The following is a 13,549-nucleotide window of genomic DNA, read 5'->3' as shown; positions in this document are numbered from 1 at the left end:
ACAAGAAAGACCGGAGTCCTCAAGCGGGTTTCCGGGACGCCTCCGAGCGGATTTCGGAGACCCGGTCGCGCAACCGCTTCAGGCCGCGGTCGGGCATGCCGAGTTCCTCCAGATGGTCCACCGTATTGAAGAGATATTCGGCGCAGGGACCGAGAAAGCCGTGCGCCCGCTCGATGGTGCGCGCCATCTCCTCTTCCGGCATCTCGCCGACATAGCGTTCATGCTTGCGGTTCATCACGAAACCGATCGCCCGGATCGAGCCTTCGTCGCTCGCAAGGGAAAGCCAGCGGGGGATATAGGCATCGCTGACCATCTCGCGCCGCCAGACGATCTCGAGCTCGTCATAGGCGGTGTCCCGTGTGATCCGGAAGGCGACGCCGCGGCAGCATCCGCCCCGGTCGAGCCCGAGGGTGAGGCCAGGGACTTCCGGCGAGCCGCGGCCGAGATGGGTCTGCAGGCAGAAACGACGGTGATAGCCGTGCGCGGTGGCACAGCGGGATTCGGCGAAATGGATCGTCGGGTTCCAGATCAGCGAGCCGTAGCCGAACAGCCAGACGTCCTCATTGGGCTTGCCGTCCGGAAACATCGAGGCGAGCGAGGCGTGCAGTTCCTCGTCGGTCAGGACCCTGTAGGTAGTCGCATGCTGGCGGATGAGCTCCCGGATGTGGCCGGAGCGGATCGTGTCGCGCGTCAGCGGGATCTTGTTCGAAGGTGCCATGCACGGAACTTAGCACCGGCAATATACCCGCGATATGCAGCAATCCCGAACAGACTGTTGCCTCAGTCGCGCTTGCTCGACCAGCGGCCGACGACCTGCAGCGGGCGCCGGTCGAAGTCGAGAAGCACAAGCAGGTGCGAGACCTGGTCGCTCTCGTCGACGAGGGGAAGGATGAGTTCGTCGCTCTTCAGAAAGTCTTTCTTTGTGCCGACATAGGGCGTGTCGGAGAGCACCGGGGCCCGCTCGGTGACGGCTCGCGTCAGGTTGGCGTGCAGCCTGCTCGGGGGGCGCTGATGCGCGATCTCGGAGATCCAGCGGCCGGTATAGTTGGCCAGGAGATGCTCCCGCACCGTCCCGCCGATGACCCTGTAGCAGTAGTCGAGCGGGTCCAGGGTGACCCTGAGAAAGATGAGATGCGGAAGAAGTAAGGGAATATGAGCGGGGTCGAACTCGCTCCGCGCAGGTAGATCGCTGATCCGCTTGAGCGACGCCCAGTAATCGAGACCGGCCAAATGAAGACGTGCGGACAGTTTGCGGCGAAGCTCCGCAAATTCATGAATGCGCTCGTCGTCATCCAGTACCCGATTCATTTGGCTCCTTTGGGCGCGCCCGGTCCGTTTGAGCCAGAGTAGTTCAAACCTGCAGCGTTGACAGGATTACTTGAGTCAGTAGCCCAGCGACGGATCGACCCGATTCTTCAAAGACTCTCCGTTTAACAAGCGGTTGCAGTTTTCAAACACCAGATCGAGCGTCGCAGGGATATAGGAACGCTCGTCGTCCGAACTGACGTGCGGCGTCAGGATCAGGTTTGGAACCTCCCATAGCGGCGAGCTGGCAGGCAGGGGTTCCGGGTCATGGACGTCGAGGATCGCGCCGCCGAGATGACCGTCCCGGAGCGCCTCGACAAGCGCGTCATGGTCGAGCACCGGCGCCCGGCCGAAATTGACCAGGCCGGCGCCTTGCTTCATCGCGCGGATGGCCTGCCGGTCGATCAGTCCCGTCGTCTCCGGCGTTTGCGGGAGCGTGACATGCACGAAGTCCGCCGCACCGAGGACGGTCCTCAGGTCTTCCGGGCCATGCATCTCGTCCACGGACGGATGCGGGGCTGCACCGCGGCGAATACCCAGCACCTTGAGGCCGAGCGCCTTGAAGGCGCGCGCCGCGGCGCCGCCCATTTCTCCGACCCCGATCACGGCAACGGTCTTGCCGGCGATCGGCGGGACATAGACGGGGTTCCAGCGGGCCGCGCGCTGGTTGCTTACATAGGCGGGGATCCGGTTGTGCAGCATGAGGACCGCCATGGCGGCGGACTCGGCGGTCTTTTCGGCATGGACGCCCCGGTTGTTGGTCAGGATGGTCTGCGGCGGAAGCCAGGTCAGCGGCTGCAGATGTTCGACCCCGGCACCGATGATGTGGATCCAGCGCAGGTGCGGTGCCTTTTCGGCGAGCCCTGCCGTCGGCAGGTCCCAGGTCACAAGCGCATCGGCGTCCCGCATCGATTTTTCGAAATTGTCGAGGTCCCAATCCACGCGGATATCGATACGATCCGCGGCACCCTTGTGGCGTTCCAGAGCCGCGGTAATCCGCTCTTCGGTGAAGCGGAAAGCCTCTTCCCCGGCGCGGTTGTTCTTGATGTGGAGAATGAGACGCTTTGTCGGGTGCATGTCGTCGGCCGGATTGGGAGTTGAGAAGTATGCGGGAGGTTTTCCGGTGAGTTTTTCACCGGCTTCGATGAAACCATATCAATCGTCGCCGGGCGATGCTTGCCGTCGGCGCGAAACGGAATTGGTACGATTTGTGCGAGAGCATTGAAGCAAAGGCTTTGCGAAGCAATGGTTTGGCTCGCAAAAGCCTCCCTGGAATGAGATATAAGGCAAGGACAGAACCAGAGGGCCGGTCCGTTCATGGCGGAGAAAGTAGATTTTAGCCTCGTCCATTTCCTGATCGTCGACGGGAATCAGCTCTCGGCCGATCTCGCGCGGGATTTGTTGCTGACGATGGGGGCGACGACGGTTTTCGTCGCGCATAGCTATGACGAGGCGATCGCCGCGCTCAAATCGAACGTGGTCGACGTGCTGCTCACCGAACTGCATCTGCCGCCGCGCTCCGGACTCGATCTGATCCGCGAGGTGCGGTCCGGCAAGACCGGCGGGAGCCGCCAGATGCCGATCCTCGTGATGTCCGCCCTCTCCGCCAAGGATCATGTTTTCGAGGCCCGTGACGCCGGGGTGACCGAATTCATCGCAAAGCCGTATGGAGTCGAGGGTTTCTACCGACGTATGGTTGGAATCATTGCGCATCCGCGCGCTTTCGTTGACAGTGATAAGTACTACGGACCCGACCGGAGACGGCGCCAACTGCCTTATGATGGCCCGGACCGTCGGCAATAATCATCTGGGGAGCCGGTTTGACCGCCGCGAAGTCCAAGCTTCTGCCTCCTGTCGAAGAACTCCGCGCGCGTGCCGTCAACAGCAGGACGGGCATGGATCTGCGTCTGAGCCCGGCCGTATTGCGGCGGCTGGAGGAGGTGGTCAACGAGTCGCGCGAGCGTTTCGTGATCGATCTCGCGGCCCGGCTGCGCAAACTGCGCACCAGCGTCCAGACGGTTCTCGACGGCGATATGACCCAGCAGGACATGCTGGCGCTGGTCTTTGACGAAAGTCTTCAGATCAAGGGGATGGGCGGGACCATCGGCTACAACGTCCTCAGCCTGATCGCGACGACGCTGAACGATTTCGTCGCCGGCCGGACGGAACTCGGACGTATCCAGTTCGAGATCCTGCAGCTTCACATCGACGCCATGTATGTCGTCATCGCCGACCGGATCACGGATAACGGCGGAATTCTGGAAGATCAGGTCCTGAGCGGGCTGAGGGCGGCGGTCAGGAAATTCGGATGATGCAGGAAGCCGGTGACAGAGCGCTTCCGCATGCGTATCTTGTGTCCGTTCAGTCACATGGAGCGCTAGATGGCGAGCTTTGAGACCACAGATCGCAGGGCTCTTGGTATCCTTTCGGACACGGTTGCCGAGAAACTCGGTCCGTCGGACAAGGTGACGCGGGAAATCCGCAGGGCTTACACGTCCGGCAAGCAGATCGACCGCTTCATGGCGCGCGCCGCCTTCGATGCCTTGCCGGGCTGGCAGCGCACCGATATCGGCTCGGCCGCCGAACATCTCGCTCATGCGATCATTCGCGAGGCGCTTCAGGGCGAGCCGTTTCAGACGGAGCGCGATTGGCGGGATATGGAATCGCCGCAGCGGCGGGTGCGCACGGCACGCAAGCCCGACGCCGGTGGCGATCTTCAGGCGCCGCCGCGTTTTCTCACGCGCGCGCCGCGATAGCACGGCAGCGTGCGCTATCGCACCTTCCGGACCGATGGCCAGTGCCTGTCGGAAAGACGGCGTTGTTTTTCATGCTGCGCATCGGCTAGAGTTTTCGCGGTTTTTAAATTTATTTCCGGAGGATAGGCCCATGGGCCGCTCCTTGCGGAGCAAACGAGAGTCACACGCCGGCCCCGATTTCGGGCGGGCCTGTTAAGGAGTTGGCGATGCGCGGCAGAGAGCCGGTGCAGACATTTTCGGTCGTTGAGCACGTCGCGAAGGAATTCGCGCGGTTCCTGAACCGTGTGCAGAACGATCAGGTCGATATCCTCGGATCTTTCCTGATCGAGAACGAGTGGGAGCAGTACAAGAAGGACGCGGAAGGCGTCGTTCAATCGCTTGAGCTGGCCGGTTTCGCGATTGTCCCGAAGCAGCCGACGGACCAGATGGTCGCCGGAGCGGACAAGACGCTTGCCGGCGGCCTGATGGGGCAGCGCGGCGCGCGGGTCTATGTCGAGGCCGTGTTCGGCGCAATGGTCGACGGGTGGATCGCGAGCTACAATCCGAACCTGATCCTCGATATCTTTTCGATGGCACTGTCGCGCGCCTCGAACCCGCGGGCACGGCGGGACAGCGGCATGGATTCCTCGTTCCAGCGCTTCCGCAAGCATTCCCAGGACATGCTGGCGGGGCTGATCAAGAACGGGCAGGTCGTGGTTCCGGACGAGCCGACCCCGGAAATGGTCGCGGCGGGCGTGGCCGAGACAGCGGAAATCCGCAGCCGGACGAACCAGCAGGTCAGCATCGGCGCGGATCCGACCTATCTCGCGAATCTTTACGAAAACATGGTCGAGGCACGGCCGAGGTAAGGGCCGCCGCTCGACTTCATCCGTTCATTTTCAGGACTTGTTGCCGGGCTTGAAGGCCGAGGCGAGAAGTGTGACGGCCTGCCGGTGGCGCGCACTGCTCGCCGGCGGCGGCGGCGCGGAGCTGCGCGTGCTGGACATGGTCTGCGCGGCGCCGCCGCTGATCGCATTCAGCAGCGACGCGGCATTGTCCGCGGGACGCTTGCGCCCGGACGCCGGTTTGCGCAGGGTGGCTCGGCCGGCCGCCGCACTCTGCACCGCGAGCGCACAGATATTGTTGAGGAACGGCCGGACCAGATCTGCTTTCAGTTTCTCGTCCGACTCGGCCCAGACCCGGAGGAGCAAGGACGCCTCGCGCCGGTTGTTGCCGGTCGCTTCCAGCGCTTCCAGCGCTTTTTCCTTTGCATGGTTCTTCGCCATTCACCACCTGCCGCGTCTTGGGTCGCATCCTTTGGGAACAATAACATAGTTCGAGGGCTGAAGCGTATTGCGTTCGATAGGACGCATGCGGCGGGTGCGAGACTCTTGGTTGCCGGCTCGAGCGCCATATATCGTTCGACATGCGGCCCGGAGCCGCGGCAGCAGACGGAGGAGTGATGCAGGTGCAGTTCTTCGTGCAACGCGGAGCGGCTATCCTAACGCTCTGCCTCGTTCTTCTGGGGTCTTCGCTCGCGTCCGCCCCTGCCCCTGCGGCGGGGACGGCGAATCCTCTGCTCAGCGTCGTCCGCGTGGAAGCCCGCGTTCCCGGAGATTCGAGAACCGCCTCCCGCCTCGGCACCGAACGCGCGGGCGCTGGCGTCGTGATCGCGGATGATGGGTTGATCCTGACGATCGGCTATCTGATCCTGGAAGCTGACGAGGTTTCGGTGACCGATCGGAGCGGCCGCCGTTTCCCGGCCGATATCGTTGCCTACGATCATGCAACCGGTTTCGGGCTCCTCAGAGCCTACGAGGGCCTCAGCGTGCCGTCGGTCGCGCTCGGCTCGTCAGCCGCGGTCGAAAGCCGCCAGAAGGCGCTCGCGGCGAGCGTCGGGCCGGTGCCGGCGCTGGCTGTCGAGGTCCGCTCGGTGCATCCCTTCGCCGGCGGCTGGGAGTACCTCATCGACGGGGCGATTTTCACGTCGCCTCCGATCCCGGAATTCGGCGGTGCCGCGTTGTTCGGCGAAGACGGCCGTCTGCTCGGCATCGGTTCGCTCATCCTGCAGGATGCGGGCGGGAGCGGGCAGGCGGGCAACATGTTCGTGCCGATAGACCTGCTGAAGCCGATCCTCGCCGACCTGCTTGCCTTCGGGCGCTCGACGGAACCGGCCCGGCCATGGATCGGGCTCTATCCGACCGAAGTGAACGGATATCTCATCGTCTCAGGCGTATCCGAAGGTGGTCCGGCCGAAACGGCGGGGCTCCGGTTCGGCGATCTGCTCGTCGCGGTCGACGGTGCGCCGGTGACGGACATGGCCGGCTTCTTCCGTTCGGTCTGGGCGCTCGGTCCGGCGGGGACGCGGATTCCTCTCACGGTCCTGCGCGAGGGGAAGATCCACGTGATCGACGTCGAAAGCCGGGACCGCCACGACTGGCTCAAGCTCGGCCGGACCTACTGATCTGGCCCGGCCAGGCCTTTACTTCGGGTTCTTGAGCTCGACGACGCGCTGAGGGAACGGAATCTCGATGCCGTTCGCGTCCAGCGTTTCTTTCACCGCCTTGTTGAAATCGAACAGGGTCGGCCAGTAGTCGGCGGAATTGACCCAGAAGCGGAGCCCGACATTCACCGAACTGTCGGCGAGTGCCCTTACGCTGACCTGCGGAGCCGGATCGGCGAGGACCCGCGCATCGCCCTCGGCAAGCTTCGTCAGCGCGGCGAAAGCGGTGTCGATATTGCTGCTGTAGCCGATGCCGACGATGATATCGATGCGCCGCGTCGGGTGGCGGGAGAAATTGGTGATCGCGCCGCCGATGATCTGGCTGTTCGGTACGGAGATCGACACATTGTCGGGCGTCGTCAATTCGGTGGTGAACAGGCCGACTTCGGCAACCGTCCCGCCGTTGCCGCCCGCGGTGACATAGTCGCCGACCTTGAAGGGACGCAGGAAGAGGATCATCACCCCTGCGGCGACATTGCTGAGCGTGCCCTGGAGCGCCAGGCCGACGGCGAGGCCGGCGGCGCCGAGCACGGCGATGATGCTGGTCGTCTCGACCCCGAAGCGGTTCAGGACCGCGACGACGGTGATCACGATGATCACGTAGCGGACGACCGACGCGATCAGCGGTTTGATCGTGCCGTCCATCCAGCCGATCCGTTCCACCGCGTTGCGGGTCGCCCGGCTTGCCCAGCCGGCGACGACCCAGCCGAGCAGGAGGATCACTATGGCGCCGAGGACATCGAAGCCGTATGTGGCCAGAGTCAGCTGGATCTCGTCCCAAAGCACGTTCATTTCGCCCGCGACATCGACATTCATGATGCTCTTTCTCCCGCTCCAGGAAACCTGAGGTCAATTGGCGGTTAACCGGCCGTCGGATGTCAAGCCTGTAAGCTGGGGCTCAACCGGCGGCGTTGGCGAGCTCTTTCAGGGCGTCGCCGGAGACGGAATAGCGCAGCCATTCCTCTTCGTGCTTGAAGCCGAGCCGGTGATAGATCTCGCGGGCCGGGTTCCAGTGCAGCACCGAAAGGGCGATACGGCCATGTCCCGCCGCAACCGCTTCGGCTGCGACAGCGGCCATCAGTCTCTTGCCGAGACCCTTGCCCCGCGCGGCCTCGGAGACGAAGAAATCGTCGATGTAGCAGACAGAGCGCCCGAGCCAGGTCGAGTAATTGGCGGAATAGATGACGTTCCCGAGCAGGTTCCCGGTGCCGTCGTCGGCAACGACCGCCTTGAAGCGGGGCTCGGGCCCGAAGCCGTCGCGCAGCAGGTCGGCTTCCGTCGCCTTCAGAAGGTGGGTTTCCTTCACATATTCCGCGAGACCCTGCACAAGCTTGAAGAGCTGCGGAACGTCCTCACGTGTCGCGGGGCGGATGATGATGCCGTCAGTCATACTCGTTTCTCGTCAGTTTGAGGCCGCACGGGCCATGATGTCTTCATAAAGCGCATCGGGAATCTCGACGCCGTCCCGTGCCGCCTGCTCGCGCAGGACCAGCCGGCGATCGCCGGGCAGGCGCGCGCCTTCCTGCGCGATGATCTCCGCGAACATCTCCTCGCCGCGCAGGGCGAAACTCTCCGCACCGCCAAAGGCTGCCGGATCGAACAGCAGGATCATGTGGCCGATCGAGGGCGGAGCGCCCGTCGGCTCGAAGAAGGAGGTTCCCTCATAGCCGAAATTGGAGCCGGTGAGGGCGCCGCAGAGCAGTTCGACCATCAGGGCGAGGGCCGCTCCCTTGGCGCCCGCACTGGTGCCGCCGAGCGGTGCCATGGAGCCCTCGAGCGCGGCATTCGCATCGGTCGTTGCGTTACCGTCGGCATCGAGCGCCCAGTCGTCGGGAATGGGTTTGCCGGCCTTCGCGGCGAGCATGACCTTGCCGCGGGCCACGGTGGAGACGGACAGGTCGATCACCATCGGAGGCTTGCCGGGCCGCGGCCAGGCGAAGGCGATCGGATTGGTGCCGTAGAGTGCCTTCTTGCCGCCCCAGGGCGCGATCGCCGACGGTGTGTTGGAGAAGGCGAGCGCGACGAGACCTTCATCCGCGGCATCCTCGACATGATGTCCGGCGACGCCGAAATGGTGCGAATGGGCAATGCCGACGGCCGCGACCCCGGTCTCCTTGGCGGCCTTCGAGCCTTCCGCGAGGCCCAGCGTTATCGCCGGGAAGGCAAAGCCGATATGGCTGTCGACATTGATCACGCCCGGACGGGGGCGGTGCGCGGTCGGTTTCGCGAAGCCGTCGACCTTTCCGCATTTCGCCTGTTCGGCATAGGGCGGGACCCGCGCCACGCCGTGCGAGGATATGCCGTCCGCTTCCGCCCGAACCAGCGCGCGCGCGACGATCTCCGCCATGTCGGGCGCGACCTTGCTGTTCACGAAGGCGGCCGCAATGGTGTCCTGCAGCGTCGCGAGGGGTATCCGCATATCTCGGTCTCCGGGAGGATCGGGTCTCGGGTGGTCTGGAGGAGGTCAGACCTTGCGACGATGCGATGTGCGGTGTCAACGCGCCCGCCTTCGCCCGGCGGGCACGAGACCATCCACGCGGAGTACAATTGCAGGCGCGGGACATTGCTATAAGCTGCGCCTCCCTGCCTTACGAGTCACATGCGTGCAATGCGCCCGGAGTACCCAATGACCGATAGTTCCCTGATCTGGAAAACCGCGACCGAAATCCGCAATCTGCTGGCCAGGGGCGAGGTCACTCCGCTCGACCTGCTGGACGCGTTGGAGGCGCGGATCTCCGCGGTCGAGCCGAGAATCAACGCGCTGCCGACGCTGTGCTTCGAGCGCGCGCGCGACCACGCCAAAGCGCTGATGGAAAAGCCCGTCGCGGATCGCGGGGAACTGCTCGGCATCCCGGTCGCGATCAAGGACCTGGAAGAAGTGAAAGGGGTGCGGACCACCTTCGGCTCGCCGATCTTCGCCGACCATATTCCGACGAAGTCCGACATCGTCGTCGAGACGCTGGAGAAGAACGGCGGGGTGGTCTACGCCAAGGCGAACACGCCGGAATTCGGCGCCGGCGGCAATACCTTCAATGAAGTTCTCGGGACCACGCTCAATCCCTGGAACCAGAAGCGCAGTGTCGCCGGATCGTCCGGCGGCTCGGCCGCCGCGCTGGCCTCCGGGACCGCCTGGCTCGCGCAGGGCTCCGATACCGGCGGCTCGCTGCGCAATCCCGCGAGCTTCTGCTCCATTGTCGGCCTCCGTCCGAGCCCGGGCCGGGTCGCGCGCGGACCGTCCGCCACGCCGTTCGCGAATCTCCCGGTCGCCGGCCCGATGGCCCGCAACGTCGCCGACGTCGCGCTGATGCTCGACGCCATGTCCGGCGAACATCCGCGCGACCCGATCTCGCTCGCCCGTCCGGCCGAAAGCTTTGTCGATGCCGTTAACGCGCAGCGGCTGCCGAAGCGGGTCGCCTTCTCGCGGGATCTCGGCTGCACGCCGGTCGACCCGGAAGTGGCGAAGATCTGCGAGGCCGCCGCGCTCAAATTCGAAGCGCTCGGCGTCAAGGTCGAGGAGGCGCATCCGGACTTCCACGATGTGCAGGAGATCTTCCAGGCCCTGCGCGCCGAAGGGTTCTACATGACCAAGAAAAAGCTTCTGGACGCGCATCGCGACAAGATGAAGCCGGAAGTGGTCTGGAACATCGAGAAGGCGCTGGAATACAGCCTCGAGGACTTCACCCGGGTCCAGCTCGCACGCGGCGCCTATATCCAGCGCGCGGTCGATTTCTTCGAAACCTACGATCTCCTGCTCTCGCCCGCGACCTGCGTCGGCCCCTATCCGGTCGAGCAGCGTTATGTCGAGGTCTGCGACGGCCACACCTTCGACAATTACGTCGAGTGGCTGACCATGGCCTATGCGATCACCCTGACGACCTTCCCCGCATTGTCCATTCCGGCAGGCTTCACCGCCGAAGGGCTTCCGGTCGGCCTGCAGGTCGTCGGAGGACCGCGCGACGAAGCGGGCCTGCTCTCCGCCGCGGCCCTGCTCGAAGCGGAGATCGGTCATGCGGCGGCGGTGCCGATCGACCCTGTTTGATTACTGTTTTCGCAAAAAGGCTGCGCCTGAGATAGACTCAGTCCACCAAGATCGGAGCCGCCTTGAACGCGAAACCCTGGAAACCGTTCGTCCTGCCGCAGTCGGGCGCAGGCCGGCAATTCGGCCTGCATCCGCTCGACGCGCCGAGCGAACGGTTCGGCCCGCTTGGCGCCTTCGTCGAGATCTGGCGGAGCAAATGGCAGGGAACGGAACTGCCGTCCTGGTCGGCCTTCGATTTCTACGACTTCCGGGGCTGGTACGGCTGGATCCATGTCGACGAGCAGATATCCGAAGTGCCGTTCGACATGCGCTGCCGGCTCTGGGGCACCGAGCTTGTGGACCGGCTCGGGATCGACGAGACGAACCAGCCGCTGAGCCAGTCGCCGGCAATCGCCGAACACGATCTCATCCCATTCTACCGGAACATTCTCGCCCTGCCCGCGATCGGCACGAACGCCGGCATGGTCACGAGTTACGGGCGCGTATCGGAATGGACCGTGGTCAAGCTTCCCTGCCCGGGCCACGGCAAGGAAGCGAATGTCATCCTGTCCTGCAGCGTGCAGGGCGTGGCGCTCTCCTTTCCACCGGAGCAGCTCCTGCCATTCAACGGGGACTGATCCCGCGTTCTCAGGCGATCTCCACCTCGACCTCGCCGAACGGGCCGAAATGCGCGACCACCATGTCTCCGCGTTCGGCGAAATGAACACTGGTCGCCGTACCCGTGCTGACATAGGCGCCCGGCTCCAGCGGGAGTCTGTTGGCCACCCAGGCGAGGACCCCGAGCGGTCCGCCATCGACATTGGCGGCGTTGCCCGAAGCGACGTGATGCTTACCGACCGAGAGCGATACCGTGGCGCTCATCAGCATCTCGGGATCCCAGTCGGTCACGGGCTCGCCGCGGACCCAGCCGTAGGAGGATCCGTTGTCGGCGATCAGCAGGGCGGGGCCGGCCTCGGTCCATTCGTCGTGGCAGGACGAGACGATTTCGATGGCCGGCACGATCGCATCGACCGACGCTGCGACGCTCTCCGCCGTGTGCGTCCGGTCGCCGGGACGTAAGGCGGTGCCGATCCTGAGGGCGAACTCCGGCTCCAGGATGATGAATGGATAATCGTCCTTGGAGATGCGGGCTGGACTTTCGGTGGCGGTCCCGGAGAGAAGCGCGCCGTGGAACGGCCCGTCGAGCTGGAGCAGATCCCGTGCGCCCTGATTGGTGCAGCCGACCTTGTGCCCGATGATCTTTCCGCCGCGCCGGCGGAGCATCTCCTTCAGAACCGTTTCCTGAATTCTGTAAGCGTCCTCGATATCGGTGTTGCCGTACCAGTCCCGGGTCGGGGCAGGCATCTTCCCGTCAAGTCTGGCCGCGAGAATCAGCTCCGTCAGGCGCGCCGAGTCTTTCATTTGATGCATTTCCTCGTGAAATTCCGTCGTTTTTTCCATCTAAGCAGTTGAGCGCTTTCGGCTCCACGGCTATATTTGTTTTGCTGCACTGCACAATAAATTGACGGAGTCAGGATGTCCCCCGACGGAGCCATGATGTCGCCGGTCGTGTCCCACGCACCGGAGAAGATCGGCCGCTATTTTCTCGAGGACCTTGCTCCGGGAATGCGCGCCGAATTCAGCCGGAAGGTTACGGGAGCCATGGTCGAACAATTCGCCAGCGTCTCCGGAGACCGCAACCCGATCCATTTCGACGAGGATTACGCGCGCGGGACGATCTTCCGCGAGCGCATCGTGCACGGGATGCTTTCCGCCGGCTTTTTCTCGACACTGTTCGGAACGGTCATGCCGGGACAGGGCAGCGTCTACCTGAAGCAGAACCTGAAATTCGTCGCTCCGGTCCGCTACGAGGACGAGGTCAAGGCGGAGATCGAGGTGCTCGAGATCCATGAAGAGAAAAGCCGCGTCCTGTTCGCCACGCGCTGCTACGTCAACGAGCAGTTGGTGATCGACGGCGACGCACTGATCATGGTACCCAGCCGTCCGCGATAGGATGGCTGGAACATGCGGATAATTCGGAGTCTCGGGGACGTCACCTCGGACGATCGCGGCGCGATCGCCGCTGTCGGAAATTTCGACGGGGTCCATCTCGGCCACAAGGCGGTGATCGGGCAGGCCCAGCGCGCGGCGCATCTCGCCGGCGTGCCGGCGGCCGTGCTCACCTTCGAGCCTCATCCGCGCATGCTGTTCCAGCCGGACGCGCAGGCTTTCCGGCTGACGAGTGCCGCGCTGCGCGCCGAAGCGATCGCCGCGCTTGGCGTCAATCTCCTGTTCGAGCTTGGCTTTGACGAGGCTTTCTCGCACCTCTCGGCGGAAGATTTCATCACGCAGGTGCTGCATCGCGGCCTCGGGCTCCGGCATGTCATTATCGGCCACGACTTTTTCTTTGGCCATCGCCGCCGCGGCACGCCCGAGATGCTGCAGGAATTCGGCATCCGGCTCGGCTTCGGCGTTTCGGTGGTGGATGCGGTGACGGAAGAGGATGGCGCGGTCTATTCCTCGAGCCGCGTGCGCCAGTGCCTGAAGGAAGGTGATCCACGCGGCGCGGCGACGCTGCTCGGCCGTCCCTGGGAGGTCGAGGCCGAAGTGATCAAGGGCGACCAGCGCGGACGGACGATCGGGTTCCCGACCGCCAACCTGCAACTCGCCGATATTCTGCATCCGGCGCACGGCGTCTATGCGGTGCGGGCGCGGGACGTCCGGGGCGGGGACTGGTGGAATGGCGTCGCGAATTTCGGGCGTCGTCCGACGGTGAATGACCGGGGGCCACTGCTTGAGGTCAATCTGTTCGACGTCGCGCCCGATCTTTACGGGCGCAAACTCCGCGTGCAATTCATTGACTTTATCCGCCCGGAAATGAAATTTAGCGGCCTCGACGAACTGAAGGCGCAAATCGCGCGCGACGCGGAGGTCGCGCGGGAGAAACTGTCCGGATAAGAGGGTGCGGGCCGGGACGGTCCGCCCAGA

At 64.1% G+C, this 13,549-nt stretch carries 17 protein-coding genes; 9 read left to right on the top strand and 8 right to left on the bottom strand.

The genetic code is table 11. The annotated features are described in order from the left end of the window. Positions 1–19: 19 nt before the first annotated feature. The 3 genes from JJ959_RS13730 to JJ959_RS13720 all read right to left on the bottom strand — a co-directional run bounded on the left by JJ959_RS13730 (position 20) and on the right by JJ959_RS13720 (position 2,382). Positions 20–718 carry a gamma-glutamylcyclotransferase gene (locus JJ959_RS13730; RefSeq protein WP_292884479.1) on the bottom strand — a complete coding sequence of 233 codons (699 nt, stop codon included), beginning with the start codon at positions 716–718 and terminating at the stop codon, positions 20–22. Between the two features lie 62 nt (positions 719–780). Continuing rightward, positions 781–1,308 carry a PAS domain-containing protein gene (locus JJ959_RS13725; RefSeq protein WP_292884477.1) on the bottom strand — a complete coding sequence of 176 codons (528 nt, stop codon included), beginning with the start codon at positions 1,306–1,308 and terminating at the stop codon, positions 781–783. A 75-nt stretch (positions 1,309–1,383) separates the two neighbouring features. After that, positions 1,384–2,382 (bottom strand): D-2-hydroxyacid dehydrogenase, encoded by a 999-nt coding sequence (locus tag JJ959_RS13720; RefSeq protein WP_292884475.1) that lies wholly within the window; start codon positions 2,380–2,382, stop codon positions 1,384–1,386. A 240-nt stretch (positions 2,383–2,622) separates the two neighbouring features. Here JJ959_RS13720 and JJ959_RS13715 point away from each other — a divergent pair, with 240 nt between their 5' ends. The 4 genes from JJ959_RS13715 (at position 2,623) to JJ959_RS13700 (ending at position 4,909) form a co-directional block, all read left to right on the top strand. Further along, entirely contained in the window at positions 2,623–3,108 is a 486-nt protein-coding gene (locus tag JJ959_RS13715; protein WP_292884473.1) for a response regulator, read from the top strand. Positions 3,109–3,125: 17 nt separating this feature from the next. Further along, on the top strand, positions 3,126–3,617 hold the full coding sequence (locus JJ959_RS13710; protein ID WP_292884472.1) for a hypothetical protein: 492 nt from the start codon (positions 3,126–3,128) through the stop codon (positions 3,615–3,617). A gap of 69 nt (positions 3,618–3,686) precedes the next feature. Continuing rightward, complete coding sequence (locus JJ959_RS13705; RefSeq protein ID WP_193184338.1) at positions 3,687–4,061, top strand: hypothetical protein; 375 nt, start codon at positions 3,687–3,689, stop codon at positions 4,059–4,061. Positions 4,062–4,267: 206 nt separating this feature from the next. Beyond that, entirely contained in the window at positions 4,268–4,909 is a 642-nt protein-coding gene (locus JJ959_RS13700; protein ID WP_292884469.1) for a hypothetical protein, read from the top strand. 30 nt (positions 4,910–4,939) lie between these two features. Here the strand turns inward: JJ959_RS13700 and JJ959_RS13695 are convergent, their stop codons facing one another. Continuing rightward, a complete protein-coding gene (locus JJ959_RS13695; RefSeq protein ID WP_292884467.1) occupies positions 4,940–5,326 on the bottom strand; it encodes a hypothetical protein in 387 nt (128 codons plus the stop codon). A gap of 176 nt (positions 5,327–5,502) precedes the next feature. Between JJ959_RS13695 and JJ959_RS13690 the strand changes: the two genes are divergently transcribed. After that, positions 5,503–6,504: a S1C family serine protease gene (locus JJ959_RS13690; protein ID WP_292884465.1), complete on the top strand. Its 1,002-nt coding sequence runs from the start codon at positions 5,503–5,505 to the stop codon at positions 6,502–6,504. 18 nt (positions 6,505–6,522) lie between these two features. On the opposite strand, the gene JJ959_RS13685 is transcribed toward JJ959_RS13690, so the two are convergent. The 3 genes from JJ959_RS13685 to JJ959_RS13675 all read right to left on the bottom strand — a co-directional run bounded on the left by JJ959_RS13685 (position 6,523) and on the right by JJ959_RS13675 (position 8,962). Next, positions 6,523–7,359 carry a mechanosensitive ion channel domain-containing protein gene (locus JJ959_RS13685; RefSeq protein WP_292884463.1) on the bottom strand — a complete coding sequence of 279 codons (837 nt, stop codon included), beginning with the start codon at positions 7,357–7,359 and terminating at the stop codon, positions 6,523–6,525. An 82-nt stretch (positions 7,360–7,441) separates the two neighbouring features. Further along, the gene (locus JJ959_RS13680; RefSeq protein ID WP_292884461.1) at positions 7,442–7,933 is read right to left on the bottom strand and encodes a GNAT family N-acetyltransferase; all 492 of its coding nucleotides are present in this window, start codon (positions 7,931–7,933) and stop codon (positions 7,442–7,444) included. A gap of 12 nt (positions 7,934–7,945) precedes the next feature. Next, the gene (locus JJ959_RS13675) at positions 7,946–8,962 is read right to left on the bottom strand and encodes an Ldh family oxidoreductase (RefSeq protein WP_292884459.1); all 1,017 of its coding nucleotides are present in this window, start codon (positions 8,960–8,962) and stop codon (positions 7,946–7,948) included. Between the two features lie 207 nt (positions 8,963–9,169). Between JJ959_RS13675 and JJ959_RS13670 the strand changes: the two genes are divergently transcribed. Both JJ959_RS13670 and JJ959_RS13665 read left to right on the top strand, forming a co-directional pair. After that, complete coding sequence (locus JJ959_RS13670) at positions 9,170–10,582, top strand: amidase family protein (protein ID WP_292884457.1); 1,413 nt, start codon at positions 9,170–9,172, stop codon at positions 10,580–10,582. A gap of 62 nt (positions 10,583–10,644) precedes the next feature. After that, entirely contained in the window at positions 10,645–11,199 is a 555-nt protein-coding gene (locus JJ959_RS13665; protein WP_292884455.1) for a hypothetical protein, read from the top strand. A gap of 10 nt (positions 11,200–11,209) precedes the next feature. Here the strand turns inward: JJ959_RS13665 and JJ959_RS13660 are convergent, their stop codons facing one another. Then, positions 11,210–11,983 carry a fumarylacetoacetate hydrolase family protein gene (locus tag JJ959_RS13660; protein WP_292884453.1) on the bottom strand — a complete coding sequence of 258 codons (774 nt, stop codon included), beginning with the start codon at positions 11,981–11,983 and terminating at the stop codon, positions 11,210–11,212. A 114-nt stretch (positions 11,984–12,097) separates the two neighbouring features. Here JJ959_RS13660 and JJ959_RS13655 point away from each other — a divergent pair, with 114 nt between their 5' ends. Together JJ959_RS13655 and JJ959_RS13650 are read left to right on the top strand one after the other, a co-directional pair. Beyond that, on the top strand, positions 12,098–12,574 hold the full coding sequence (locus JJ959_RS13655; protein ID WP_292884451.1) for a MaoC family dehydratase: 477 nt from the start codon (positions 12,098–12,100) through the stop codon (positions 12,572–12,574). Positions 12,575–12,586: 12 nt separating this feature from the next. Then, positions 12,587–13,519 (top strand): bifunctional riboflavin kinase/FAD synthetase, encoded by a 933-nt coding sequence (locus JJ959_RS13650; RefSeq protein WP_292884449.1) that lies wholly within the window; start codon positions 12,587–12,589, stop codon positions 13,517–13,519. Positions 13,520–13,549 lie beyond the last annotated feature (30 nt).

Source organism: Nisaea sp. (assembly GCF_017640745.1).
Lineage (GTDB): Bacteria > Pseudomonadota > Alphaproteobacteria > Thalassobaculales > Thalassobaculaceae > Nisaea.
This window is presented reverse-complemented; position numbering and strand designations above follow the sequence as displayed.